Raw genomic sequence first — 25,283 nt, forward strand, 5'->3', positions numbered from 1 at the left:
TATTCAGAATTATTCCATGAAAAAATTATTCCCCAGCCATACGTTCGGCAATCTTCACTGCCTGCAAAGCATTCAAAACACCTCCCGTAACACACAATTCTTCAAAATCTACCACCTTTGCCTCTTCCTTCTTTACCCCAAAAGCACGAGGCGACTCAACACGACGCCCTTTCCACGACTCCACACCCTCCAAAATCGCCTGTTTAACTTGGTCAGCCGTCAATTCCGGAAAATAATTCCATATCAAAGCCGCCACCCCGGTAACCACGGGAGCCGCCATACTGGTTCCGGACATTTTTTTATACCGATCATTCAATACCGTAGAATATATATGTTCACCGGGTGCGAAAAGATCGACACTGATTTTCCCGTAATTACTGAAACGGGAAGCCTCCCCGTATGGTCCTATCGAACCGACACAAATAAAATTCCGTAACGTTTTCTTCCGGCTTAAAAATTTATTCGGGTATCCAGTATATTTATCTAGTAAAAAACCATCATTCCCGGCAGCTTTCACGATCAACACCCCTTTACTCTCGGCATAACGCATAGCTTTATACACCAACTTCTTATTCGGGGAAAAGAATTTATTAATACTCATATTAATCACCCGAGCTCCATTATCCACGGCATAATAAATAGCCGATGCCACATCCTTGTCCTGCTCATCACCATTCCCGAGCATTCGCACGAACATCAGTTCTACATCCGCAATCCCGTTCGCACCTGACTCACCGGTCGGTTTCGCTCCCACGATTCCACCTACATGCGTTCCATGTACCGCGTTTGCCCCAAGCAAATTATTATTCCCGTAGCAACGTATCTTCAAACTATTCAAATCATCACCCACGGATTCGCGCATTTTCTGCCTCTCGTGCATAACCTCAACCTTCTTTCGATAAATTTTCAACGAATCCGGCAACGAACGCAAAGTAGAAAAATGCCGAACCACATCGACAAAATAACGATACTCCGCCTTTTCCTTCCTCGAAAGCTTCATTGTATCAACATTCGCAAACTTATCGCATAAACGCAAAAATTCCCAATCCGCCGCCACGGTTCCGGGTATATCTCTTCCATCGGGTAAACCCAAAAAATTCCAACCATGAACGTCATCCGCAAACCCGTTATTATCATCATCAATACCGTTCCCGGGTATTTCTTTCCGATTCACCCAAAGCCGATCTTTCAAATCCCGATGCGTCACATCTCCCCCGGCATCGATAATGGCCACAACAGTTTTCGCCTTGGGTTCCCGTCCTTTCAGGTAATCGTAAGCCCTATATATATCCGCCCCGGAAACCGTATCGACCTCCATACATCCCCAATGCCAATCGCGGGGCAACTCTTGAGGTTTTAATATCGCGACTTCGCTAGATTGCCCTTTCTTCATCTCCTCTTGGGCAATAAGCCCTAAAGGCAATAAAAATATCAATAACTCCAAAAAAACTATTGCTTTCATTTCTCTCATTTTACTATTATACACTTACATACGTGGAAATGCCATCACGCATCCCCTATCCATATTAAAATCTATAAAAAGTACCTAAAGGGTGACAAGCAACAAATTATTTTTTTACCAGAAAAATAAAAAGAAAAGATATATCATTATCTTTCATCTCCTTGCGAAGAAATTTCAACGCCCTCGCCAACTGGGTTTTCACGGTATTCTTAGAGATATCCAACCGCTCCGCCACCTCTTGGTAAGACATACCATCAACAAAAACCATCATAAACACTTGACGCCGCTCCGCGGGTAACAAATCAACCATTTGATAAACGACCTTGATAATATCTACCTGCTCCTCCAATTGTATCGTGTCTTCTTCAGACATCACTTCCCGGGAAAAAGATTGGTAAGAATCCTCTTTTCGCCGCACTTCTTTCAAATAAGTTATAGCTGAAAATTTAACCGCTTGAAAAATATACTTATCCAAACCGGATTTCAATGTCTTGTAAGGCTTCGTGACCCAGAATTTAGCCAAATAATCCTGCACGATATCCTTCGCCACCTCCTTATCATTCACCACCTGATTTGCGAAAAGCACCAACGTTTTATAATACGTATCGTATAGCAACCGAAAAGCTTTCTCTTCTGTTTCACCAAACATACGAAGTATTTTCTCTGCTATCATCATTTTCGCATAACGTTTAAATACGCCAAAAAAGTTGCACAAACCAGCAACATTGACGGCTTCAAAAATATAAAAAATATACAAAATACCAAAATCAACGAATCATTCTAAAATAAAACCTCTCCCCACGCCCCTTGTACTCCCCTTACCCTACCCCTTCGCAACCTCATGAACGTATCATGAACGTACCATGAACGTATCATAGACGTAAATCTGCGTTCATGATAGGTTTATGCCTCGAAAGAGCAGCACTTGTAAGGTTGGGGAAGGGGATGTCAAAGAGGGGGATGACTCGGAACAATGTTCCTCGAGAACGCGTTACGAACCCCGCCGTCCCTTCGTTCGAATCCCTCGAAAAAAAAGAGAGTCAGACACTTGTTCCAACTCTCATTCATCTCAATTTCAGCGGAAAGAGGGGGATTCGAACCCCCGAAACCCTTTAGAGGTTTACACGCTTTCCAGGCGTGCCAGTTCAGCCACTCCTGCACCTTTATAACTAATTGTACTTATGATGTTTACAATCAAATATTATAGTTTGCATTCTGTTTGGTTTAACTGGCGGTTTAACTCAAAGCTAAATCAAGAAGGATTAATACTATTAATGAACTCACTCTTATTTTATACTCAAATATAAGCAACATATAGCTTATATACAAGCAACTTACCACTAAATTATGGTGGTTGGAATATGATTTTTATACGCATACTTTCTGTATTAATTGGTAATGCAATAGGAATCAAATTTTATTCATATATCTAATTGAAACACGTAAGTTGGTGTAAAATTATCAACAACCATATACAATTCAATTTTTTCAAATTTTCCACCACGATATAAAAAGGGATGACAAACCGAAGTCTATCATCCCTTCACACCATACCTAGCACACGCTAACTATTCTTTGTATGTAACTGTTGTCGTAGATTCTAATTTCTTAACGCTTCTCTCGTCATATGTTTTGATTGTTGTAACATAACCGTTTTTGTCGAAAGTATATTCATAAGTATATGTTTCATTCCCCTCTTTCATTGATGCAATTAAATTCTTTGATTTAACCCCAAAATAACTTGTTTCCATGAAATCATATTCCCATACTTGGATTAACTGCCAATTAAAATCATAGTTTGATTTATTTTCGTAATCCGTATAAGTATAAGTTCTTGTGCCATAACATTCCAAAGATGTGATGTTCCCATTTAACCATTTGCATGAAAACTTACTTCCTGTTGTACTAATAAGCTGGTTATTCTCGGTATAATCAATACTTTCGTATTCCTCTGCTCCGACGCCAATAGCTTTAGTTACCAATTCTTTATCATTCAGTTCACATTCAAAAACACGTGATTCATCCCAATCTTCATCATTTGTGTCCCATGTAGCAACAAGCTTATTACCTTCTTTCTTAAATCTCGTTGTTATCACACGCCCGTCATCCTCTCCACCTTTATAAGTTTCCACAACTTTAGTCATCTTTCCTTCTGAATCATATTCAAAAGTAGTTGTACAAGTTTCTCCGTCACCGTAATCATCGATGAGTTTACTAACTAGCTTCTGTTTTGTAGTTGATTTTTCATCGTCTTTTTCGTCATCATCTGAACAAGCTACAAATACCGTAGCAAGTAACATCATCAATAAATAAATCTTTTTCATTTTAATCGTAATTTATCTTTTACCCAAGATTCCCAGAATGGTAAGTTATTATAAATAAAGAAGCATGGGAACTTACTAGATTATCTATCAGGAGGTATCGCCAAACACCTACAGGAAAATAAACAGTCATCCCATGCTAAACCATGTATATAGAGTTATATATACGGCAAGCATAGCATTTGTATCCTGCTTATCCCTTCCTGTAAAAATTTGGCGATTTTCCTGATAAGGATAAAGCTAAATGCTTCTATTTTACTAATATGTCTGTAACCCAGATGTTACTCTGGATAACAATACAAAGATAGATAAATATTAACATCCTACAAACGCTTTCAGGGATGACTGTAATGCAAAATTAGACTAATAGCTAGAATAAAAAGAATATATTACTAACGGTTTTCACTCTATAAACCATTTATAGGTGTTATCACCGTGTAAAGCTCTATCTATCCCTTCTGTTAATTGCGTGGCGTTTAATGACCTATCGAGGAAATTATCTATATAAGAAGATTTATTCGCACCCGTAAGCATATTATAGAATTTCCATAAATTTATTTCATTCTCTCCATGCTCCCTCTTGAAATTGTCATCGTTGTAATACGCCTTCGCCACCATGTTAATCTGGCTATCCGTCAATTCCATGTATGGTAAATGTTTCTTCTCTCTGGCAGGTAAACATTGATACAGCCTACTTTTACCCAAGAATTGTGCGAATTGATGTTCAGTGAGGTAAGAACCTGTAAAGCTCTTCATCAATCGTAAATGCTTGTCCGCATCATACTGTTGGAATAACTTCATAACACCTCTAAATAAATCATGGTAACTCATCGCTCTTAAATCAGTCTGGAAACCATCAGTAAAGGTACACAGGTTACAACATACCTTGTTCTTGAACCCAATAGCCACGCTAAACCTTTCTGATGTCTTCTTTGAATAGAGGTTCTCCCTGTTATACGCTCTCACTCCCGTGATACATAGATTAATCCTGTTACCGTTTATAGATTCATAAATAGTTGGAATCTCAAATGCAAACGCCATTCTTTCATAATAGATGGTCTTGTCACTTTCCAGTAATTCTGCCACTGGTTTATGTATCGCCTCTGGAATCCTACCTTTTATAACGTGGCTAACCATTATATCAGGTTCATCTATACTTTCCCCTCTAAACAGTTCACTAGCCACCTTGTGCACCGTTTCAATAAATGCTGGATGGGATATTGTCATCTCGTTATCCTTGCTGAACACTGGCACGATACAATCATTCTTTAAATGTAGCATATCTATGGGCGAAGTGTTAGCCTCTATAAAATGTTTCCTCCTTTTGTCTTTTTTAATTGGTTCATTTACCACTTCACAAGGAGTGTAGGTAGGTTCTTCCTTTTTTGTATCATTACTGCCAAATAAAACTGGCAACAATCCTTCATTCTGACTTGGAATTAATATTGACGTGTTCATAATCTAGTCTATTTAACGGTGGTGGAAATATTTAAATTTTCAGTTTATATATACAATTCATGAATTCTCCACCAACCTTGATTTATAATGTTCATTATCACTTTTACTTGTTTTATTTATTATTCATCTTTTAGCCAGTTAAAAAATTGAACTGGAAATGTGTTTAGAGTTTACTCTCTATCGGTGGTGAGAATTATTGTCCTTACTAGTAATATATACCAATCCAGACAAAAATTCACCAACCTAAATTTTCATATCTTACCGTTAGCTGAATAACTGTAATACCCCTCTTCATAGTAAAGAACGTAATCCAGTAACTCTACATCTATACATGAAAGTGCAATCTTTACCTGTTGTACCAGTTCATCATCCTGTTTAGTTGGTTCAATATCACCAGAAGGTTGATTTATACAAACTATCACACTTTTACAATTAGAGAGTGCTGCCAGTTGCACTATAAACCTAATATCCGTGATGTTGTAAGATAACGCACCTTCACTCACGGTAGATATTCCCAACACTTGATTCCTACCATTTAACAGGATAACTCTAGTTGAGATATGGTGTTCGATGGTATCTTTAAATGGAGAAACCAGTAACTCGTGGACGTCTTTAGCGGTTATTATTTTATACCTTTTAGAAGGCTTGGTATTATTCCTGTACACCAGTTCCACTACTGGTACTTTCATTAATTCTTCATTCATGATATTGTTTTACTTGATTTTTAATTTGAATACGTTAATGGTAATGGAATTTAGGGAGTTGTAAGTTTATCAGGTTTGGCAATGGAGAGGAAAGATTCTTGTTTATACTGCCTGTTTAGAAAGGTGATACTTCCTTCACTCTGGTATAACAATATCTTTCCCCTTCCCACTGCTCTCTCTGTCCCTGTTCCTTCTCCACTAAAGGATTATTTTAGTAGAATAATGCTTTTACAAAAAAAAGAAGTAGAGATTACTCTCTACTCTTCATCAAACAGTATGGCGAATTTCCATACAGTTAGCGTGTACTCGTTCCCGTTGTAACTGGCAGGCGTTTCCATGCTACCACAGCAAATAATAGTTTGCCCGTCTAGGATAGAAAACAAATCCTCGTAACTGGTATTTACTGCCAGAGGGTAAATGTATTGTAGCCTGTCTTTATACTGTTCCTCTATAACAGGGTCACACGGGACGTCATCGGGTGTTATCCCTGTTTGCTTGGAACCTTTCACCATGTTACGGATTCTAATATCTATCCTTTCATCCCCTTTCATGCAGGAGAGGGAAATACTTGTTGGATCTTCACCCTTGAATCCAATAACTTTTAGAATATCACCCACTTTTGGAGGTGCTGGTAACGTGACCAGTTTGCCCGCCAGTTTGGATTTACTAATGTCTGAAAAACATTTGGGCATGGTAACCTTGTTCACTTCAAAATCTTTCTTTAACATGATAGTTTGATTTTAATTAATTGATTTTTTTCCAGAGATGGGTGGGGGATGTAAATGGTACACTACCCTAGCGTGGAACACACTTTATATATAATGCCAACCTGAAATTAGAGGGGAGGGGGTGTTTTATAAGGATTCTCTATTTTAACCACTCTAATTCTCCCTGTATTTAGAATATATTCTTAACTTTGTATGGTTATATCAATCAAAGGAGAAGCATGGAGATACGTTTTGAAACTAAAGCGGAAAGTCAAGCCAGACGAGAGAGGGAGGCACTGGAAAGAACCCCCAACGAGAGATTTATATTCTTTTTGCGTCTGGTCGCCGAAATCGGCAAGTTTCAAACTTTGAAGGAGAGAACAAGTAACAACTTTATTCTTGAACGGAAAAAATAAACCTTAATTTCTTTTGACTGGGCAACTCTCTCCTTGTAGGCATTGGTCTTTATCAATGAAGTAAGGGTTGGTGGAAAATTTTTAAAATGTATATACCGACCAGAATTTTATATTTTCCCACCAGATATAAACAATGATAATTTCTTACCTTTGTAATCAACTAAAAATATGGCAACATGAATAGTAAGTTGGTTGATTTATTAAGAGAGGTAGATTCATTGAAAGTGCGGTTATCTTCCTTACGTCCTTTACCTGTCGAGGCATTAAAGAAAATTCAGGATGCTTTAGATATCGAGTACACTTACGAGAGTAACCGTATAGAAGGGAACACGCTTACCCTGCAGGAAACGGCACTTGTTGTCAATGAAGGAATCACTATTTCTGGTAAATCCATGCGTGAACACTTGGAGGCAATCAACCATGCGGAAGCTATTGACTATATAAAGGAGGTTGCCAAACAGGATATTGAAATAAGTCAAAGAACTATCAAGGAGATTCATGCACTCGTGTTACATGGCATAGATAGGGAGAACGCTGGAAGTTACAGAACCGTACCCGTGATGATTTCGGGTAGCACTCATGTACCGCCTCAACCTTATTTGTTGGAGAAGCTAATGGAAGATTTCATGCTGACATTTCAACGCATGGAAAAAGAAAACGTTCATCCAGTTATTATTGCCGCTTACTTGCATGATGAACTGGTGAGGATACATCCGTTTATAGATGGCAACGGGCGTACTTCTCGACTTCTGATGAACCTCTACCTGTTGCAAAAAGGTTATACCATTGTTACCCTGAAAAGTGATAACGACATGAAGTTACGTTATTATAAAGCTTTGGAGTCTTCTCACACGGAACAACAACATGATGATTTTTACTTGTTGGTTGCCGAAGCTGAAAAAGCATCTCTAGAGAGGTATATCTCTATTCTAGGATAAAAGTAATTTTATGAACCTATAAATGGTGAATTGGAATAGAAAGTTTAGAGATATTCGTGAGTTCAATTTCCTTGTGTGGTAAAACTGGAAATAGAATGTCAAATCAATATGTTATCATAGATATAAATATTTGATATTCTGATATATTTACTTTGTCGTACCCAATTCAATAAGTATTTTTGCATATGTAAATGATTGGTCTGATGTTCTTGTCTGAACTAGATACTCTTTTGTTTGTTAGAAAAATTTATTCCTATGAAATTACGTAAAAAAGGAAAAAACTCCAATTCAGAATGGTTTGGTGTAGAACATTATCGAATTTTCCATGAAATGGATTTATTCAGGTATGTAAACATGGAGAGATTAAAAATGTTATATCCTGAAATTTTTGGAAGTTCCAAACCGAAGCTTCTCAAGAAAAGACAGCACAACTAAATGATTGAAGCCAGTACCTCATATGTCCTTAGGGTGCTGGCTTTTTATTTGTTGGTGGAAAATTTATGGAATGTATATAGAGAATAAAATTTTGTATTTTTCCACCATGTTTTATCGAAAATCTATTTGTAATTTTGTATAGATAATAAAGTTTATAAAATCATAATTGTATGTACCAAATTCATCCTTGTTTCGACACTCCTGCTGATAATACAATGATATGGAGATATATGAATTTTACTAAATTTGTTTCTTTGTTAGAAACTAAAAAATTATATCTTTCCCGTTCTGATAAATTTGAAGATCCATTTGAAGGTTCATGGCCTAAACTAAATGTGGAGCATCGATTGGATGGACTTCCTTTACCACAAGAACAAATAATGAAAATAAATAAACTTTTGTCTAGTTCATCACAAAAGATGCTTGAACATATTTATATAAATTGTTGGCATATGAATACATGTGAATCTGATGCGATGTGGCGGATATATGTACATGGTAATGAAGGTGTGGCAATCCAAACTACGATTAATCAATTAAAAGAAAGTATAACGGATAAAACAAATGTTTATATTGGAAGAGTAAAATATATAGATTATAAACATGATTTTATACCTATATATAATCAATCAAATATATTTGATCCTTTTCTTTACAAAAGAAATAGTTTTTCTCATGAAAATGAAGTTCGTGTTGTAGCACTTGGAAATATTGAACGCTTGGCAAATGGTGAAGGTGAAGAATTACTGGGAGTTAATATAGATATTGAGCCTTCTGTTTTAATCCAGAATATTTATGTAGCACCATTTGCTGCCTCATGGTTCCATAATTTAGTACAATCAATTTTAGTAAAATATGGATATAATATAGGAGTAAATCAATCAGAAATCTTGGGAAAACCGATGTATTAATTTAAAGTTAGAAAGTTGTAAAATGAAATTGTATCATTATACTTCAATCGAAAATTTGGCTCTTATTTTAAAAAATAAGACAATACGTTTTAATCGACTTGATAGAGTTGATGATATAGAAGAATCTTCTATTTATGAAAAAACGGTTCCAATGGGTAAATACACGTTTGTATCATGTTGGACGGATAATGAGGAGGAAAGTATTCCTTTATGGAAGATGTATACTCCACAGATGAAAGGGGTTAGAATTGCAATGGATTATGATATGTTCTTGATGAAGAAAATTAATGAGGGCATTTATAAGACACCAATAGGACCCATTGAAATTAAAGGAGAGCTTGAAACATTATGCTCAATAGAGGAACAATTTAATGACAAATATGCTATTTTATTTAATGGGAAAAATGATCCTAATTTCTTTCGCAAAATAGAGTATGTTGATATGTGCGAAAAGGCAGGATTACAAGCAATACAGTTTAAATTGGTTGAAGGTAAGGTTAATCTGGATGTGGATACGTCTAAAGTTGGGAAATATAAAAATAAAAGATGGGCATTTCAAGAGGAAGTACGTTTTGCTTTGACGATTGTCCCTATGGTAATCAATCCTATAACTCACAATTTTGAAATAATTCAAGCAATACAAAGTGGTTTAGAATTACCGATGATGTATTATGATTTGAATTTGTCTGAGAGAGCATTGGAATGTATGGAGATAACGGTAAGTCCTTGTTGTAATGAGGCGGATAGAATAATTATAGAATCTTTGGTTAGGGCAATGAATCCTACGGCAAAGATTCAATCAAGTGGATTATCGGGATATATACGTAAATAAAAATAGAAAGACTGAAAATTTACTAGATTGAAAGCCAGTATTCCAAGAATATATGAGATACTGGCTTTTATTATGTGCTATTATTATTTCTTACTTTCAGCTTCCCAGATTATATTTAAAACCTGTTGAAAGTTGGCAAGTGGTATATGCTCTATTGATAAAGATTGTCCCGTACTAGTACCCTTTACATGATAGCAGGGGCTATTTTGCTGGTAAGGGTTAAACGTGTCACCACTGAAATTTATTTCCGTTAGCTCGTACTTGTCGAATCGTATCGAGTTCACGGGGTCGAGTTTATCGTTAAAGAATCCTAGTGTAACCGACCTAGTGTTCATGTAAGTAAAGTTTTGCCATTTATACATTCCAACTAGAATGAAGTAGGACACGTCTGTCATGTCCCACGTGGTAAGGTTTGATTTTACCACGCATTTTTTTAAGTCTTTACTGATATAAATACAATAACATAGAGGGAGGAATGAATCACTGATTGTCATTCTTAACTCTCTAACGGTTTGGAAAAATTCAGCATACTTCATAATCATGTATTGTTTAAAATTTATACTTGGTGATAAATTTGAAAATTTCATTCTCTTGTACCTTTTGCAATTTTTTCCACCAACTCTGGTTTCATGGCGATAAGTTTATACGCCCCTCCATTGGCGTTGGAAATCTTGAACTCGGGGTAATAATCTTCTATCGTTTTATCGGTTAAAGTGAAATATACTTTCTCTAGTCCAGCCTTTACCCCGTACTCTTTAAAAGGAATACCGTGAGCCATGAATATCACTCTTAGCCTCTCTCGAACGGTTTTACTCGGTATATAATCACCATTATTCATTTCTTGCTCGAACGCCTTGAATACATCATGTACCACGTGGGGAGAGAAACGTTGCTCGTTAGCCATTTGTTCATGGAATGTTTTCATCATTTTATCTATTTCTCCTTTCTTGTAGTTGGCTTGTTCAATGGCTGCTTTGCCGATCGTGTTGTAGGCATCTATTATATATCCAGTATCGTTGAATTCTTTCAACATTTCAATGTCGGGAATGATGTCGTGGTCGGGATTTTGTAATACCATTTGTCGTAACCTGTCGAGGTGACTGACAACTTTTTTCCAGAGTTGTTTCTTGTTAGCCTTTCTCATGGCTATTTTATCATCTTCTCCAATTCTCTTGGTGTCATCGATGAAATTAATATTGAAATGTCCCGAGCCCTCGTACGCCTCGTGCAAGCTTCGGGCGGAGGTGTAATATCCCTTCACTCTTTCCTCGTTGTAAAGGTTATCAACGGAGAAGTAGTTTATCTTTCCTTCCTCGTCCAGTAATTCTTTATACTTGATTTCTTCCAAGTCTTTCAAAATGGCTTTCTTTTCCACCTCTGTCGTGGCTTCTTCTAAACGTAGGATTAGATGCTGGTGGGTGATTTCAAATTGTCGTGTCATGGCGGTAACCTCTTCCTCTGTCATCACTTCCATTTCATCGTTAATGTTAGATATAACGGTTAGTGAGTTGTAAGTATTCCCGTCCTCATGCTTATTTCTAAACCTTCCCTGTGCTTGTATCACCTCTGTGTACGGGTCAACAATAGAGTGTGGGATACTACAATCTGACAATATTAAAATATCAGGCTTCTTGATGGTATAAATATCAACGGCAGAAAAGAACCGACAAGTGAAGAAATTAATCTTGGCTAGCGGTAAATCCAGATTCTCGTGGCTGTTCTTGAAATTGCACTCTTTCAACTTCTTCACGCTCTCGTTAGAACAAAACACTTTATAATCTTCCTCTTTTATCAAGTTATTATTTAAAAGGTAGGTTATCACTTTATTTATTCCCGTTGTGGAATTGAAGAAGACGCATAGACATTGGCTGTTCTGGATTAACTCTCTTAACTGTCCCGTCATGGTGCGATTGAAACTTCTCGTTACTATTAATGTCATGTTCTTCCTGTAATCGAAATTTGGAACCACTTTCCAAATCTTGAAATCCTGTCTTTCCAGTTCGGGGTGACGCATTTCTAGTGGAGTGGCAGATACCATCGCTTTCCTCTCGAACTTGAAGAAGTCATTTATCGGTTGTGATATTCTGGGACGGTAATCAACGTCTTGAGTTATCTTCTCGCACTCGTCAAACAGGCAGAAGAACTCTTTATAGATGTCTATTCCCAGTTCCCGTGCCGCTAGCCTGATTTTCTCGAATCCCTCTGGTGTGGTTAATAGCTTTTTGTTGGTGATAGAGTTGTTATTCAAGAACTTCTTTACCAGTGTTTTATTGCATAAAGCATACACCGCTAAAGAGTTGTCAACCTTTTCAGCTTTACCGATAATAACAGGCACGTTTGGCTCTATAATAATAGAGGGACGTTTAGCCAGATGTAATTCCCAGTAGGTTGCCCCGATGCCTGTTATAGTTTTGTCAAGTATAACGTTGCTCCCTATCTCTTGAATACCTTTATTTTTGAACGCTTCTACTAGAGTTTCGTTACTTTCAATCGTGAAATACTCTGTTCTCATGATATTATCTGTTTACAAGTTACAGGAATCCCGTCTGGTGGTAATTTTGAAAATTTCATGTCGTGTATGGTTTTCAAAAATTTTCCACCAACCATGAAAAGGGGACTAGAGCGTTATCTCCAGTTACTTTCCAGATTCCAACCTTTGCCTTCAACACTGCTGAAGACTTGCAGACAATCTAATGAGGTGCGCACCGTAAAGATTGATTTGTCACAAAAGTAGAGTTCAGGGAGAAGGTGTGCCATAAAGAATAATAGCCATTTCGAACGCTATTCTTTAGACTTTCCATTTCCTTCAAGAACTCTATTTTCACGTGGCAAACTAACTTCAAATCGAGAGGTTAAACCATAAAGAATGGAGGTCATTTAGAGGTCTATTCTTTAGATGTTCTCTCTTTATCAATTCGTTCGCCAAAACAAAAATGCGGCAAAAAAGGGAGGTAGGTTATAAAGAAATGTAGCCAGTTCAAGGGGTATTCTTTAGCTGGCTATGAATCAAGCATGTACGTGGTAATACTACCAGAAATAAAGTTTGGAAGGATTGTTAGGGGAGGTTCTATAATTACCTTGTGAGGCTGGTATCCATTCTGGTTTGTAACCATGCTTGTCCAGATAAGCTATTTTAGAGTTTATGTAGTTCTCGTCGATTTGTTTATCTTCATCCTTTACCAGTCCTATCAATTCCATGTAATCGAGGATAAATTTATATATATCACTTTTTCTCTCCATGCCAGAACGGTTTACCAGTAAACGGTATATCCCTACCATTACAAGATTCTGTGCTGGGTTATCTGCCTTACGCCCTTTCTTCGGTGAATAGACTTCTTTCAATTCTTCTTCCGCTTCTTCAATGGAATTTACTCCCAAGTATACATGAAGGTAAGAATCTAGGAGATTGGTAAACCAGCTCTCCATGGCGTTGTTAATGATAATCTTTTCTTGATTGTTACTTAAAGTGATTGATTTATCTCTCTTCCTTTTATCCCTTTCAAGGAACAGGTAGAGTTGTAACATTTCAGGTCTTACTTGCTGGAAATAGGTATCCATGTTATACGTTTCTTCCAGTAATTCAGGGTCGAGGATAGGTTTGAACGCTTCATGCTTCTTGTAGATAATGGCTAGCATCCAGAGAGTGTGAAATATGGCATCCCTGTTTTTATCTGGTAATTTACTTGTCAACTCCTCTATTTTCTTTTTCAATCCATCATCTTCAAAAAGGATTCCTTTTATGTTGTCTGTCATGTAAGCCAAGGTATCAACCACTTTTATCATCTTTTGCTCTCTGGGAGCGTAACGTTGCCAATCAAACGGGTTATCGCTTGTTGCCAGTTCATCTAGCGTGTTAGGAACTTCTATCATGTATTTATCCTCTACCTTCCCCATGAATCCCCACGTGGCTGGATACATTCTTTCTATTTCTGGATATAACATTGTCCTGTTATAGGCGAAATACTCTACTAGAAATGGTTCTACTTGCAGTAAGGTTGCGACTGGATAGATAATATTGTTTGCCATGGTATGTATACTTTAAACAGGGTTAAAGGTAAAAAAAATACCACCTCCCCAGAAAGAGGAAGTGGTATAAAATTTCAAAGTTTTAATCTCTATATGGAAGTGAAAATATTTCCACCAAATCAAAGTAAATTACTCATGGCTTCATCTATCTGCTCATTCTCGAAACTATCCAGATAAATTTGAGTTGTTTTCAAATCGGTATGTCCCAAGGATTCAGAGATTATTCCTACATTTACACCAGAGCGTCGTAATACCGTGGCAAATGAATGGCGGGCGACATAAGTAATATTTAGAAATGCAATAAAAAACAGAATGACGATAATTAAACGTAAAACGTTTATAATTAAGCATTTTGCGAGAATTGCAGAACAGACAGACCTGCAAAAGAAAACAAAATATTGCGACGTTTCAGTTACCAGACTGTTAGCCGCCTGTTTCGGAAACGACGGCAGGTAACCGAATTTTTACCGATAAGAACAAAGCGGATTTGTATTCACTGTTTCTCAATGTTTTGCATGCCAAAGGACGCTTTTCAAAGGAGTATTTTTACAACCTAAAAAAGAGCGTTATGAAAGTGGAAAAATTCAAGGTGCTGCTCTACCTGAAAAAGAGCGAGCCGGACAAGACCGGCAAAGCCCCGATCATGGGACGGATCACCCTCAACCGCACGATGGCGCAGTTCAGCTGCAAGCTCTCCTGCACCCCCGGGCTGTGGAACGCGCGTGAGAGCCGGCTGAACGGCAAGAGCCGGGAAGCGGTGGAGACCAATGAAAAAATAGAAAGACTGCTGCTTGCCGTACACTCGGCCTTCAATTCCCTCATGGAAAGAAAAAGGGATTTCGATGCCGCCGCGGTCAGGGACATGTTCCAGGGCAATGCGGGCATGCAGATGACCCTGCTCAAACTTCTCGACCGGCATAACGGGGAAATGAAGGCCCGTGTCGGTGTGGACCGTGCGCCCACCACACTCTCGACCTACCTCTTCACCTACCGCACGCTTTCCGAATTCATCAAGGCGAAATTCAAGGTTCCGGACCTTGTCTTCGGGCAGCTCAACGAGCAGTTCATCCGCGACTATCAGGATTTCATCCTTCTGGAAAAGGGATATGCCGTGGACACGCTTCGCGGCTACCTGGCCATCTTGAAAAAGATCTGCCGCATCGCCTACAAGGAGGGCCACTCGGAGAAATACCATTTCTGCCACTTCAAGCTGCCCAAGCAGAAGGAGACAACACCGAAAGCACTCAGCCGTGAGAATTTCGAGAAGCTGCGTGATCTGGAGATACCGGAAAAACGCAGGTCACATGTCATCACCCGGGACCTCTTCCTCTTCGCCTGTTACACCGGCACCGCCTATGCCGATGCGGTAAGCATCACCCGGAAGAACCTCTTCCGGGATGACGAGGGCAGCCTCTGGCTGAAATACCAGCGAAAGAAAACCGACTACCTCGGACGTGTCAAGCTGCTTCCGGAAGCCGTCGCGTTGATTGAGAAATACCGGGACGATACCCGCGAGACTCTTTTCCCGCCGCAGGACTACCACACGCTCAGGGCCAATATGAAATCCCTGCGCCTGATGGCAGGGCTGAGCCAGGACCTTGTCTACCACATGGGACGGCATTCTTTCGCCTCGCTGGTCACGCTCGAGGAGGGAGTGCCGATAGAGACCATCTGCAAAATGCTGGGACACTCCAACATAAAGACCACCCAGATATACGCGCGCGTAACCCCGAAGAAGCTGTTCGAGGACATGGACAGGTTCGTCGAGGCAACCCGCGATTTGAAACTTATCCTTTAATCCCTAAACAATCATTATCATGCGCAGTACATTCAAGCTCTTATTCTACATCAACCGTAACAAGGTGAAATCGGACGGCACGACCGCCGTCCTCTGCCGGATCAGCATCGACGGAAAGAAATCGGCAGTCACGACAGGCGTCTATTGCAAACCCGGGGACTGGGACAGCAAGAAGTGTGAAATCAAAACAGCCAGGGAGAACAACCGCCTTGCCGCCTTCCGCAGCCGGTTGGAAGAGGCGTACGGGAACCTGCTGAGGAACCAGGGAGTGGTCACGGCCGAACTGCTCAAGACCACCGTGTCAGGCGCCAATTCCGTACCGGAATACCTCCTGCAGGCCGGAGAGGTGGAACGCGAACGGCTCAGGGTCCGCTCCAAGGAGATCAACTCCACTTCCACCTACCGCCAGTCGAAGACCACCCAGCTCAACCTCAGGCAGTTCATCGAATCCCGCGGGATGAAGGACATCGCCTTTTCGGACATCACCGAGGAGTTCGCCGAATCGTTCAAGGTCTTTCTCAAGAAGGAGCTGGGACACAGGAACGGACACGTGAACCACTGCCTGTGCTGGCTCAACCGGCTCATCTACATCGCCGTGGACCGGGAAATACTAAGAGCCAATCCGATAGAGGACGTGGCATACGAGAGGAAAGAAACACCTAAACTAAGGCATATCAGCCGCAGTGAACTGAAGCGGATGATGGAAACCCCGCTGCCCGACCCGATGATGGAGCTGGCACGCAGGACGTTCATCTTCTCCTCGCTGACCGGTCTGGCCTACGCGGATACGAGGGCTCTCCATCCCCGTCACATCGGAACGACTTCGGAAGGAAGAAGGTATATCCGCATCCGCCGCGCCAAAACGGACGTGGAGGCGTTCATCCCGCTGCATCCCATAGCCGGACAGATACTGGAGCTTTACAACACCACGGATGACGACAGGCCGGTATTCCCGCTGCCGGTCCGCGACGTCCTCTGGTATGAGGTACATGGAATGGGCGTGGCATTAGGCATGAAAGAGAACCTGTCCTACCACATGGCCCGGCATTCGTTCGGGACCCTGACACTGACCGCAGGTATTCCGATAGAGAGCATCGCCAGGATGATGGGCCACACGAACATCGACAGCACGCAGGTCTACGCCCAGGTCACCGACCGGAAGATATCCTCGGACATGAACCGGCTGATGGAAAGAAGAAAGCCCGCGGCCGGCAAGGAAGCCGCAGGCTAAATAAAAACTGCCGCCGGAATCGTAAATGCAATTCCGGCGACAATCCTTAAACTTAAATACGATATTATACCAATGCAGGGTGATAGTTCTCCTCCAGCAGCCTCTCGATGTCCGACTGCCTGTACAGGATCTTCCCGCCAAGCTGGATATAGGGAATCCGTCCTTGGTCCCTGTAATCCTGCAGGCACCTGCGGCTGATCTTCAACATCCCGGAAAGCTCCCTGTCGGTCAGGAACCGTTCCCCGTTGAAGGGAGGACGGTTGTCACGAGCAAGACGTTCCACTTTTTTCTCCATGTCGTCCAGCAGGGCAAAGAACCTGCGGACACGTTCGTTCTCCTTGTCGATAATGCCTTCCATCTCTTCCGCTCTTTAAAGGTTTCCGTTCTTCCTTCTTTCTCTCACCTCCTTCTCCTTGCGTCTGATGCCGACGTAGACCATCAACTTCTCCACATCCCCGGGCTTGTAATAGAACTTGCGCTGGAGGCGGGTGAACGCCAGCCGTCCGGTATCGCGGAGAGTCTGCAGGGTACGCGGCGAGATGTCAAGGCGCAGGCAGACATCCTGGCCGTCCAGTCACTCTCCGGGTTCCTTACAGCGGTTTCTCTCATACAATCTGTCCACACGTGCGGACAGGTTCTCGGCGCGCGCCAGCATCCTCTCAAGGACACCGGCCTCGATGTAGCATATTTCCATATTTTCAACTCGTTTAAATATCAGTGCGAATATAAGGGAAGAAACCATGAGAGGCAAGCACGACCGGCACACTGGCAGGAATAGTCATGGATAGTCGGTTTTTGTCATATGGGAAGGAAAAAGAAAGCCGAAGCAGGTCTGGATCCACTACCCCCTTTGGGTATGTGAAAGGAACGTTGTGGTGAAAGAAAAAACTCCTTTTCACACATGGATGAGGCAATGCCGGAAGTCCGGCAATAAAAAATGTGGCTTCTCTATCCGGGTAAATGCCATGATTACAGACTTCTTCCTGTTCCTATACCATCAGGTCGGTTACCTTCAGGTTAACAACTTATCCAACCTGTGATAGATCCGGATGTGAAAAGATTACTTTGGCTGGCTATTACAATATAATAAGTAGAATCATGTCAAATCTACTGCTGCTATTGTTTGTTGATAATGGCTGGCAGTAGAACAAACTTTCGTTAAACCAATACGTTCATTCTTTATTATCAAGTTTTTAGACTACCTTTGTATTTTATTAACTCATTTACCAAACATTATGGGACTACTCAAACCGAATCAAGTTTTGAACAAAGCATATAGACAGGTTGCGATTGAAACAACAGATTTTGACTTATTCAAAAATGCCCTTCGCACATTGAGAGACAATATTGTGGATGGGCAAAGAGAACACACGCAAAAAGAACATTTACGTAATTTTCTGAGTGAAACGTTCTACAAGCCATACTACATGGCTCCCGAAGAAGATATTGATTTGGCTATCCGATTGGATAAAACTATCAAGTCCAATATAGGGTTATTGATTGAAGTAAAGAGTACCACCAACAAAGGTGAGATGATTTCTAATGACAATCTTAATCGTAAGGCTTTGCAGGAATTATTGCTATACTATCTTAAAGAACGTGTCAATAAGAAGAACAATGATATTAAATATCTCATCGCTACTAATATTCATGAATTCTTTATTTTTGATGCCCATGAGTTTGAACGCAAATTCTATCAGAACAAACAATTACGTCGTGAGTTTCAAGACTTTGTGGATGGACGCAAAACCAGTAACAAAACCGATTTCTTCTATACTGAAATTGCAACAACCTATATTGAGGAGGTGAAAGATAGCCTTGAATACACTTACTTCAACTTACAAGACTATCAACACCTGCTTGATAGAACAGACAGTAGCGCTTCACGCAAACTTATCGAACTTTATAAGATATTCAGCGATACACATCTTTTGAAGCTATCGTTCCAAAATGACAGCAATTCGCTCAACCGTGGATTCTACACTGAGCTGCTACACATTATTGGTATTGAGGAACGCAAAGAGAATAATAAAACCGTGATTGTACGCAAAGCTGTGGAACGGCGTGACGAGGCTTCATTACTAGAGAATACTATTAACCAACTGGATGCAGAAGATTGTTTGCGTCACATAAATGGTCGTTTGTATGGGAATGATTATGAGGAACGGTTATTCAATGTTGCAATGGAATTGTGTATTACTTGGATGAATCGTATCCTTTTCTTGAAACTGTTGGAGGCTCAGATGTTGAAATACCACAATGGAGATGCAATCTATAAATTTCTTTCAATAACTAAGATTCATGACTATGATGATCTCAACACACTCTTTTTCCAAGTGCTTGCACGTGACATGGGCAGCCGCACACACTCCATTATGCGTGATTTTGCTTACGTTCCCTATCTTAACAGTTCTCTTTTCGAGGTGACAGATTTGGAAAGTAAAACAATTAAGATAAACAGCCTTTCACAACGTACGGTACTTCCTGTCTTGGCGAGTAGCGTATTACGAAATAAAAAACGCAATCTACAAGTCAACGCATTACCCACCCTGCAATATTTGTTTGCTTTTCTCGACGCTTATAACTTTGCGAGCGAAGGCAGTGAAGAAGTGCAAGAAGAGGCTAAAACACTCATCAATGCTTCTGTTTTAGGGCTTATATTCGAGAAAATAAATGGTCACAAGGATGGTTCAGTATTCACTCCAGGCTTTATCACTATGTTCATGTGCCGTGAAGCAATCACCAAGACCGTGTTGCAAAAGTTTAATGGTTATTATGGCTGGAATTGTACCACCCGTATAGAACTATACAACCATATTGACAATATAGTCGAAGCTAATGAACTAATTAACAGTTTGCGACTGTGTGATCCAGCTGTTGGTTCGGGTCACTTTCTTGTGTCTGCTCTCAATGAACTGATACTCTTGAAATACGAATTAGGTATTTTGGTAGATGCTACCGGTAAGCGTATCCGCAAAGCGGACTATCAACTTGCCATTGAAAATGACGAGCTGATTGTTACCGATACCGAAGGTAATTTATTTGCTTACAACCCACTCAATGCGGAAAGTCGCCGCATGCAGGAAACTCTTTTCAAGGAGAAGCGTCAAATCATTGAGAACTGTTTATTTGGCGTTGATATTAACCCCAACTCTGTGAAGATTTGCCGCCTACGACTGTGGATTGAATTGTTGAAGAATGCTTACTATACGGCTGAAAGTAATTACACTTATTTAGAAACCTTACCAAATATCGACATTAACATCAAATGTGGAAATTCTTTGCTTCACCGATTCGCTTTGACAGACAGTATTCAGACCGTACTGCGAGAGTCTAGTATCAGCATCAGCCAATATAAGGAGGCTGTAGCTAAATATAAAAATGCCCAAAGTAAAAGCGAAAAGCAGGATTTGGAAACGTTTATAACAGAAATCAAGTCGAAACTGAAAACAGAGATCAACCGCCGGGATGCACGATTGGTTAGATTGAACAAACGCCGCTCTGAGTTGGCAAACTTACAAGCGCCTCAACTGTTTGAACCGACAAAAAAGGAAAAGAAAGCGTCGGACAAGCGCATTGCCGATTTAAAGAAAGAAATTGCGACTTTAGAAAATATATTTGAGGAAATACGCTCCAACAAAATTTATCTTGGTGCATTCGAATGGCGTATAGAGTTTCCAGAAGTACTTGATGCCGAAGGCAACTTCTTGGGATTTGACTGTATCATTGGCAATCCACCTTACATTCAGTTACAATCTATGGGTAAGAGTGCCGATGTATTAGAATGCATGGGTTACATAACTTATGCACGCACTGGTGATATTTACTGCCTCTTCTATGAGTTGGGTATGAACCTGCTTACTCCCAATGGTTTTCTTTGCTATATCACGTCTAATAAATGGATGCGTGCAGGGTATGGTGAAGCCTTGCGAGGTTATTTCGCAAGCAAGACCAATCCTATTATGTTGGTAGATTTTGCAGGTATAAAAATATTCGATGCAATAACGGTAGAAGCAAATATTCTTTTATCTCAAAAAGCAGCAAATATTTTTAACACACAAGCTTGTTTGGTACAAGATTCGAATGGCTTGAATAATTTGAGCGATTTCGTGCAGCAACAAGGCGTGAAGTGTAACTTTGCAGATTCTATCCCATGGATGATATTGTCTCCCATTGAACAGAGCATCAAGCAGAAGATTGAGTCTGTGGGAATACCCTTGAAGGATTGGAACATCCAAATCAACTATGGGATAAAAACTGGTTTCAATGATGCTTTTATCATTTCTACCGAAAAGCGTGATGAGATACTAGCGAATTGTCAAACAGAAGATGAACGTGTTCGGACGGCTGAACTTATACGACCGATTCTTCGTGGCAGGGATATCAAGAGATATGAATATGAATGGGCGGACTTGTGGATTATAGCCACATTTCCTTCGCGGCATTATGATATAGAAAGTTATCCTGCGGTGAAAAATTATCTTCTGTCAATTGGCATAGAGCGTTTAGAACAAACAGGAGAAACTCATATTGTTAATGGCAAAAAAATAAAAGCCCGAAAGAAAACTAGTAACGAGTGGTTTGAAACACAAGATAGCATCAGTTATTGGGAGGATTTTTCTAAGCCAAAAATTGTATGGAAAATAATCGGAAACCAAATGGCTTTTGCATATGATGCCAACAATTATGTAATGAACAATGCCTGTTATATTATGACAGGCGATCATTTGGATTATCTGTTGGCAGTATTGAATTTTCCAATAACTGAAGTAACCTTCGTGTAATCATACGAGTCTGTGATTTCCTGCGTTTACGCAGTTTGCTATAAGCAAGATAGGCACGGCGTACATCAAGATACTTGTTACGGGGACGTTGTATGTGCAAGGTCTGGCAATGTTTGCACAGATGACGATGAAGCCATACAATACCTTCCCATAAGAGTTTGGTATCAGTAGGAAAACGCAGATGACTTTCATAACAGGTGGCATCGGTCATACAGACATGAAGGTTCTCAAGATAAGGTTTCCAATGCTCGGCAAGAATGAGCTGGAGGGGCTCAACGTCAAGGCGATGCGCTAGTTCCTGACGAATTGCACTAACGATTTTAGGATTGGTTAGTGGATGAAGCGGATCAATCTGAACACCACAAAACAACTGGTAATGAATATTACCGTTTAAATGCTCAATCAGTTGTGCATCGGAAAAGTTGGTATAGGACTTCAAGACCATCAAGGCTATTTTACCTTCGGGAGAAAAATAACTTTTACGACCCAAAGCAGAGGACTTCAAATGCATTTGTCGGGTCAGTTCCGAGAAAGGAAACAGAGCATGGAGGCGACCTAATTCACTCGTTGCAAAACTTTGACGATATTTTTTTAGCATATCGAACTCGGTAAAACCTAAACGAGGTTCGATTTCTGAGATTTTTTGTATCTTTACCATGTGTTTTTATTTTAGATTACCCCCGTTTTGGCCGTCAAACCGTTTTTTGGGGGGAATGCTTAAAGATACAAAAAAGGCAACTAACTCGCAATGAATTAGTTGCCTTAAATTTTATTATTTTAGGAATATCCCTGTTTTAATGATTGGTGTCTGGAACTGGTTGAGGAGTTATACTATAGACATTTACTGAATGTCCCTGTATAGTGTCGATAATATTAAAGAAAAACTTGTTATCTCCCTATATGCCAAAGGAATGAGCGTGTCAGACATAGAAGAGGAGATGCGTGAAATCTATGAGATAGAACTGTCCACATCAGCTATTTCCATCATCACGAACAAAGTCAACCAGGCTGCTCAGGAATGGCAGAACCGCCCTTTGGATCCGGTCTATCTCATCGTTTGGATGATTCTACCTATTTTGACTTTTCAGCCTATTAATTGTTTTGGTAACTTCGTTCATTAGCTTTTGATTGGAAGTTCTAAATGTGTTAAGTTCTTTGATTATATCTGCTTTATTATAGTATAAATTATACCAGCCTAATGTTTCAGCAGCCAATATGCGAAGTTCTTCTTCTTGGCTTTCATTTTTTATAATGTTCAGTAATGGCTCAATAGCTTTAGCAATAGGTTTATTTCGGAACCTACTTATTTCGCTTTGTATCTGTTTGGTAGTACTTTCCGGACTGTCAATAAGTGCAAAATCTCTTTCAAGTCCTTTCTTTTGGCGAGGAAGGTATTCTAACAATTCATTCACATAGGAAGAATCGTAGAAAGACCAATCGGCAGCCTGTTTCTTCAATTCATTCAAAGCCATATCATGGTCGAACGTGTTGATAGCACTAAAAATTCTGAAACGATGGCGGTTTTCATGTCCGCGTAATAAATAGCTTTCTATCCATGCCGGCAACAATTCCGGATTGCAATTCTTTTCAACGTATTCCACCGCATAACGACGGATCAGTTCATAACTGTCGTTCATGGCTGTCTGCAATACATCGGCAACCTCTGTCGGATAGTTCAAAGCTAATAGGCGTAATGCTTCCAACCGCACAACGAAATAGTTCGATTCGTGGTAACTTTTCTTCAGCAACTCAACGAGACCACTATAATTTGCCATTGACAATTGACGGAGCGCCATTGCCTGCATGTCAGCCATAGGGGAATTCAGCTGTTTTTTCCAGAATGTAACATTTCCTTCCTGCGCAACTAAAGCTTGGTTGATGTCCATATCCAGCCCGGCATTATTGGTGAAGTGAAAAGTCGGGTCACCGATCAGATGATTTTCCAAGAAGCAGGTAAAACGAGTGAACTGCCCGATGCGCATACCGGCAGCTAACAAGCCGAGAAATTCATCCGGCCATTTATCTTGAATGGTGTTAACCGTACATCCCATAGTAGCAATGGTCTTACCCTTATTGAATATATAAGAGCCTACAATGTTGTCATCCAAATGGAAAGAACCGTTGAAACAAGCATCGAACAATATAAAACGCGCATTAGGAGTCAAAAGACGAATATCTTCAGTATAGATATCCATATTACGGTTTACAATGGAATCCGATTTTATTTTCTCCTCATCGAAAGCTTCCGCACACCAACTTTCAGGCACCCCATACTGCTTGGCATATTCTTTGATAGCAGCTTCACGCCCATGTTTCTTGGCGTATGAAGGCACTTTGCTTCGCAAGAATATTTTGGCATTCTCAATACTCAAATTAATACCGGAACCATTTTCATAGCCATTGATATACTGCATGGTGGGGCCACCGTGGTGATGGAATAGCATGACATCTAATCCTTCGCGCTGAATCTCGTTCAAGTATAATGGTTTCATCGGATAGCGCATGTTAAAATCATAGAACTTCACTGTATTACCCGATTTGAATATTTGCGGCAATTGCTCACGTAAGGCTATTTGCTCACCGCTCCATGCCAAAGGATCTTCAGAATTGTAACCATGGCCACGGGCCATAGTCAGTTGGTCAAATGCATTTTGCTTTGCTTTTTCGGCAACTGCCTTTTTTAAGTAATCGCGTAGCATCTGATAACGGTTCTCACCTTCTAAATGTAATGGACGGATACGGGCCGAATAAATATCCGGTGAAATATACTGTTTAGAATCAGCACGCAATGTCATATAATGATAGTCAGGTATCAAACTGTCTTGTTTAATATAATCAAATTTTAATCCGAAGTCATCATAATAACGGTCGGAAGGAACGCTTGATTTCTGCCAATTGGCTTTGGGAGACCTTTTGAAAGCCGAAGATAGATGATGTGCATCACGAATCATTGGAATAGGGATGTCACCTATAAATACGCAACCCTCCAAAGGCGTTTTCTCATTCTCATGCAATTTGACAAGTTGCTCACGAATAGGTTCGGGCCTTTTCCAATCATCAATTAGCAAGTAAGTACCTAAACCTTCTTTTTCTATACTGGTACGATAAGCATCAATTTCACTTTTCGCTTCATCATAACTTTTCTGATCGACTACAATTGCAAAAGTAGTCTTTGTTTTTATACTAGGATGTACAACTGTTTGCGCCTGCATATCCTGTAAGCACAAAGCGGTAATTGCCAAAAGGATGTATTTATTCAT

22 protein-coding genes and 2 pseudogenes are annotated in these 25,283 nt (G+C 40.1%); 10 read left to right on the forward strand and 14 right to left on the reverse strand.

From position 1 onward, the window contains the following. Positions 1–25 precede the first annotated feature (25 nt). From CS948_RS04075 to CS948_RS04110, 6 genes are all read right to left on the reverse strand, one after another. Positions 26–1,462, reverse strand: coding sequence for a S8 family serine peptidase (locus tag CS948_RS04075; protein ID WP_176554912.1), 1,437 nt, complete (start codon positions 1,460–1,462; stop codon positions 26–28). A gap of 106 nt (positions 1,463–1,568) precedes the next feature. After that, positions 1,569–2,138 carry an RNA polymerase sigma-70 factor gene (locus CS948_RS04080; protein WP_099290487.1) on the reverse strand — a complete coding sequence of 190 codons (570 nt, stop codon included), beginning with the start codon at positions 2,136–2,138 and terminating at the stop codon, positions 1,569–1,571. A gap of 892 nt (positions 2,139–3,030) precedes the next feature. Next, positions 3,031–3,786: a hypothetical protein gene (locus tag CS948_RS04095; RefSeq protein WP_099290489.1), complete on the reverse strand. Its 756-nt coding sequence runs from the start codon at positions 3,784–3,786 to the stop codon at positions 3,031–3,033. A 399-nt stretch (positions 3,787–4,185) separates the two neighbouring features. Further along, positions 4,186–5,241, reverse strand: a complete 1,056-nt coding sequence (locus tag CS948_RS04100; RefSeq protein WP_099290490.1) for a DUF3871 family protein — start codon at positions 5,239–5,241, stop codon at positions 4,186–4,188. Positions 5,242–5,492: 251 nt separating this feature from the next. Next, complete coding sequence (locus tag CS948_RS04105) at positions 5,493–5,930, reverse strand: JAB domain-containing protein (RefSeq protein WP_176554913.1); 438 nt, start codon at positions 5,928–5,930, stop codon at positions 5,493–5,495. A 272-nt stretch (positions 5,931–6,202) separates the two neighbouring features. Then, positions 6,203–6,673: a hypothetical protein gene (locus CS948_RS04110; protein ID WP_099290492.1), complete on the reverse strand. Its 471-nt coding sequence runs from the start codon at positions 6,671–6,673 to the stop codon at positions 6,203–6,205. Between the two features lie 218 nt (positions 6,674–6,891). Between CS948_RS04110 and CS948_RS21590 the strand changes: the two genes are divergently transcribed. The 5 genes from CS948_RS21590 (at position 6,892) to CS948_RS04130 (ending at position 10,184) form a co-directional block, all read left to right on the forward strand. Beyond that, positions 6,892–7,068 (forward strand): hypothetical protein, encoded by a 177-nt coding sequence (locus CS948_RS21590; protein WP_176554853.1) that lies wholly within the window; start codon positions 6,892–6,894, stop codon positions 7,066–7,068. A gap of 176 nt (positions 7,069–7,244) precedes the next feature. Then, on the forward strand, positions 7,245–8,006 hold the full coding sequence (locus CS948_RS04115) for a Fic family protein (protein WP_099290493.1): 762 nt from the start codon (positions 7,245–7,247) through the stop codon (positions 8,004–8,006). Between the two features lie 255 nt (positions 8,007–8,261). Then, a complete protein-coding gene (locus tag CS948_RS04120) occupies positions 8,262–8,441 on the forward strand; it encodes a hypothetical protein (RefSeq protein WP_099290494.1) in 180 nt (59 codons plus the stop codon). Positions 8,442–8,611: 170 nt separating this feature from the next. Beyond that, positions 8,612–9,352, forward strand: a complete 741-nt coding sequence (locus CS948_RS04125; RefSeq protein WP_099290495.1) for a DUF2971 domain-containing protein — start codon at positions 8,612–8,614, stop codon at positions 9,350–9,352. A gap of 22 nt (positions 9,353–9,374) precedes the next feature. Further along, positions 9,375–10,184 (forward strand): hypothetical protein, encoded by an 810-nt coding sequence (locus CS948_RS04130; protein ID WP_099290496.1) that lies wholly within the window; start codon positions 9,375–9,377, stop codon positions 10,182–10,184. A gap of 83 nt (positions 10,185–10,267) precedes the next feature. On the opposite strand, the gene CS948_RS04135 is transcribed toward CS948_RS04130, so the two are convergent. The 4 genes from CS948_RS04135 to CS948_RS21955 all read right to left on the reverse strand — a co-directional run bounded on the left by CS948_RS04135 (position 10,268) and on the right by CS948_RS21955 (position 14,572). After that, entirely contained in the window at positions 10,268–10,726 is a 459-nt protein-coding gene (locus CS948_RS04135; protein WP_141560879.1) for a hypothetical protein, read from the reverse strand. 41 nt (positions 10,727–10,767) lie between these two features. Then, the gene (locus tag CS948_RS04140) at positions 10,768–12,696 is read right to left on the reverse strand and encodes a hypothetical protein (protein ID WP_099290498.1); all 1,929 of its coding nucleotides are present in this window, start codon (positions 12,694–12,696) and stop codon (positions 10,768–10,770) included. A 515-nt stretch (positions 12,697–13,211) separates the two neighbouring features. Continuing rightward, a complete protein-coding gene (locus tag CS948_RS04145) occupies positions 13,212–14,210 on the reverse strand; it encodes a hypothetical protein (RefSeq protein WP_099290499.1) in 999 nt (332 codons plus the stop codon). 119 nt (positions 14,211–14,329) lie between these two features. Next, positions 14,330–14,572: a tyrosine-type recombinase/integrase gene (locus CS948_RS21955; protein WP_369689225.1), complete on the reverse strand. Its 243-nt coding sequence runs from the start codon at positions 14,570–14,572 to the stop codon at positions 14,330–14,332. Between the two features lie 206 nt (positions 14,573–14,778). Between CS948_RS21955 and CS948_RS04155 the strand changes: the two genes are divergently transcribed. Both CS948_RS04155 and CS948_RS04160 read left to right on the forward strand, forming a co-directional pair. Beyond that, positions 14,779–16,008, forward strand: coding sequence for a site-specific integrase (locus tag CS948_RS04155; RefSeq protein ID WP_004311259.1), 1,230 nt, complete (start codon positions 14,779–14,781; stop codon positions 16,006–16,008). 19 nt (positions 16,009–16,027) lie between these two features. Continuing rightward, the gene (locus tag CS948_RS04160) at positions 16,028–17,239 is read left to right on the forward strand and encodes a site-specific integrase (RefSeq protein WP_004311260.1); all 1,212 of its coding nucleotides are present in this window, start codon (positions 16,028–16,030) and stop codon (positions 17,237–17,239) included. 64 nt (positions 17,240–17,303) lie between these two features. Here the strand turns inward: CS948_RS04160 and CS948_RS04165 are convergent, their stop codons facing one another. Both CS948_RS04165 and CS948_RS04170 read right to left on the reverse strand, forming a co-directional pair. Further along, positions 17,304–17,597 (reverse strand): helix-turn-helix domain-containing protein, encoded by a 294-nt coding sequence (locus CS948_RS04165; RefSeq protein WP_004311261.1) that lies wholly within the window; start codon positions 17,595–17,597, stop codon positions 17,304–17,306. A gap of 12 nt (positions 17,598–17,609) precedes the next feature. After that, positions 17,610–17,813, reverse strand: coding sequence for a helix-turn-helix domain-containing protein (locus CS948_RS04170; RefSeq protein WP_032849094.1), 204 nt, complete (start codon positions 17,811–17,813; stop codon positions 17,610–17,612). Between the two features lie 298 nt (positions 17,814–18,111). On the opposite strand from CS948_RS04170, the gene CS948_RS04180 reads away from it, so the two are divergent. Together CS948_RS04180 and CS948_RS04185 are read left to right on the forward strand one after the other, a co-directional pair. Further along, the gene (locus tag CS948_RS04180) at positions 18,112–18,279 is read left to right on the forward strand and encodes a hypothetical protein (RefSeq protein WP_004311262.1); all 168 of its coding nucleotides are present in this window, start codon (positions 18,112–18,114) and stop codon (positions 18,277–18,279) included. A 195-nt stretch (positions 18,280–18,474) separates the two neighbouring features. Next, entirely contained in the window at positions 18,475–22,023 is a 3,549-nt protein-coding gene (locus CS948_RS04185) for an Eco57I restriction-modification methylase domain-containing protein (protein WP_004327088.1), read from the forward strand. Here the strand turns inward: CS948_RS04185 and CS948_RS04190 are convergent. Continuing rightward, positions 21,995–22,681: pseudogene (locus tag CS948_RS04190) on the reverse strand (transposase); the annotation flags it as partial. The gene CS948_RS04185 and the pseudogene CS948_RS04190 sit on opposite strands and share 29 nt — an antisense overlap. Before the next feature lie 220 nt (positions 22,682–22,901). Here CS948_RS04190 and CS948_RS04195 point away from each other — a divergent pair. Then, positions 22,902–23,087 (forward strand): annotated as a pseudogene (locus tag CS948_RS04195) (transposase); the annotation flags it as partial. Between the two features lie 3 nt (positions 23,088–23,090). On the opposite strand, the gene CS948_RS04200 reads toward CS948_RS04195, so the two are convergent. Further along, on the reverse strand, positions 23,091–25,283 hold the full coding sequence (locus CS948_RS04200; protein WP_004311265.1) for a hypothetical protein: 2,193 nt from the start codon (positions 25,281–25,283) through the stop codon (positions 23,091–23,093).

Source organism: Butyricimonas sp. Marseille-P3923 (genome assembly GCF_900184685.1).
GTDB classification, from domain to species: domain Bacteria; phylum Bacteroidota; class Bacteroidia; order Bacteroidales; family Marinifilaceae; genus Butyricimonas; species Butyricimonas muris.

Bases quoted from the DNA above. Each gene is read 5' to 3' on its own strand.
- CS948_RS04110 (WP_099290492.1), bottom strand. From the start codon at position 6,673: ATGTTAAAGAAAGATTTTGAAGTGAACAAGGTTACCATGCCCAAATGT.
- CS948_RS04100 (WP_099290490.1), bottom strand. From the start codon at position 5,241: ATGAACACGTCAATATTAATTCCAAGTCAGAATGAAGGATTGTTGCCA.
- CS948_RS04130 (WP_099290496.1), top strand. From the start codon at position 9,375: ATGAAATTGTATCATTATACTTCAATCGAAAATTTGGCTCTTATTTTA.
- CS948_RS04105 (WP_176554913.1), bottom strand. From the start codon at position 5,930: ATGAAAGTACCAGTAGTGGAACTGGTGTACAGGAATAATACCAAGCCT.
- CS948_RS04080 (WP_099290487.1), bottom strand. From the start codon at position 2,138: ATGATGATAGCAGAGAAAATACTTCGTATGTTTGGTGAAACAGAAGAG.
- CS948_RS04115 (WP_099290493.1), top strand. From the start codon at position 7,245: ATGAATAGTAAGTTGGTTGATTTATTAAGAGAGGTAGATTCATTGAAA.
- CS948_RS04095 (WP_099290489.1), bottom strand. From the start codon at position 3,786: ATGAAAAAGATTTATTTATTGATGATGTTACTTGCTACGGTATTTGTA.
- CS948_RS04140 (WP_099290498.1), bottom strand. From the start codon at position 12,696: ATGAGAACAGAGTATTTCACGATTGAAAGTAACGAAACTCTAGTAGAA.
- CS948_RS04125 (WP_099290495.1), top strand. From the start codon at position 8,612: ATGTACCAAATTCATCCTTGTTTCGACACTCCTGCTGATAATACAATG.
- CS948_RS04145 (WP_099290499.1), bottom strand. From the start codon at position 14,210: ATGGCAAACAATATTATCTATCCAGTCGCAACCTTACTGCAAGTAGAA.
- CS948_RS04120 (WP_099290494.1), top strand. From the start codon at position 8,262: ATGAAATTACGTAAAAAAGGAAAAAACTCCAATTCAGAATGGTTTGGT.
- CS948_RS21590 (WP_176554853.1), top strand. From the start codon at position 6,892: ATGGAGATACGTTTTGAAACTAAAGCGGAAAGTCAAGCCAGACGAGAG.
- CS948_RS04135 (WP_141560879.1), bottom strand. From the start codon at position 10,726: ATGATTATGAAGTATGCTGAATTTTTCCAAACCGTTAGAGAGTTAAGA.
- CS948_RS04165 (WP_004311261.1), bottom strand. From the start codon at position 17,597: ATGGAAGGCATTATCGACAAGGAGAACGAACGTGTCCGCAGGTTCTTT.
- CS948_RS04075 (WP_176554912.1), bottom strand. From the start codon at position 1,462: ATGAAAGCAATAGTTTTTTTGGAGTTATTGATATTTTTATTGCCTTTA.
- CS948_RS04160 (WP_004311260.1), top strand. From the start codon at position 16,028: ATGCGCAGTACATTCAAGCTCTTATTCTACATCAACCGTAACAAGGTG.
- CS948_RS04155 (WP_004311259.1), top strand. From the start codon at position 14,779: ATGAAAGTGGAAAAATTCAAGGTGCTGCTCTACCTGAAAAAGAGCGAG.
- CS948_RS04200 (WP_004311265.1), bottom strand. From the start codon at position 25,283: ATGAATAAATACATCCTTTTGGCAATTACCGCTTTGTGCTTACAGGAT.
- CS948_RS04185 (WP_004327088.1), top strand. From the start codon at position 18,475: ATGGGACTACTCAAACCGAATCAAGTTTTGAACAAAGCATATAGACAG.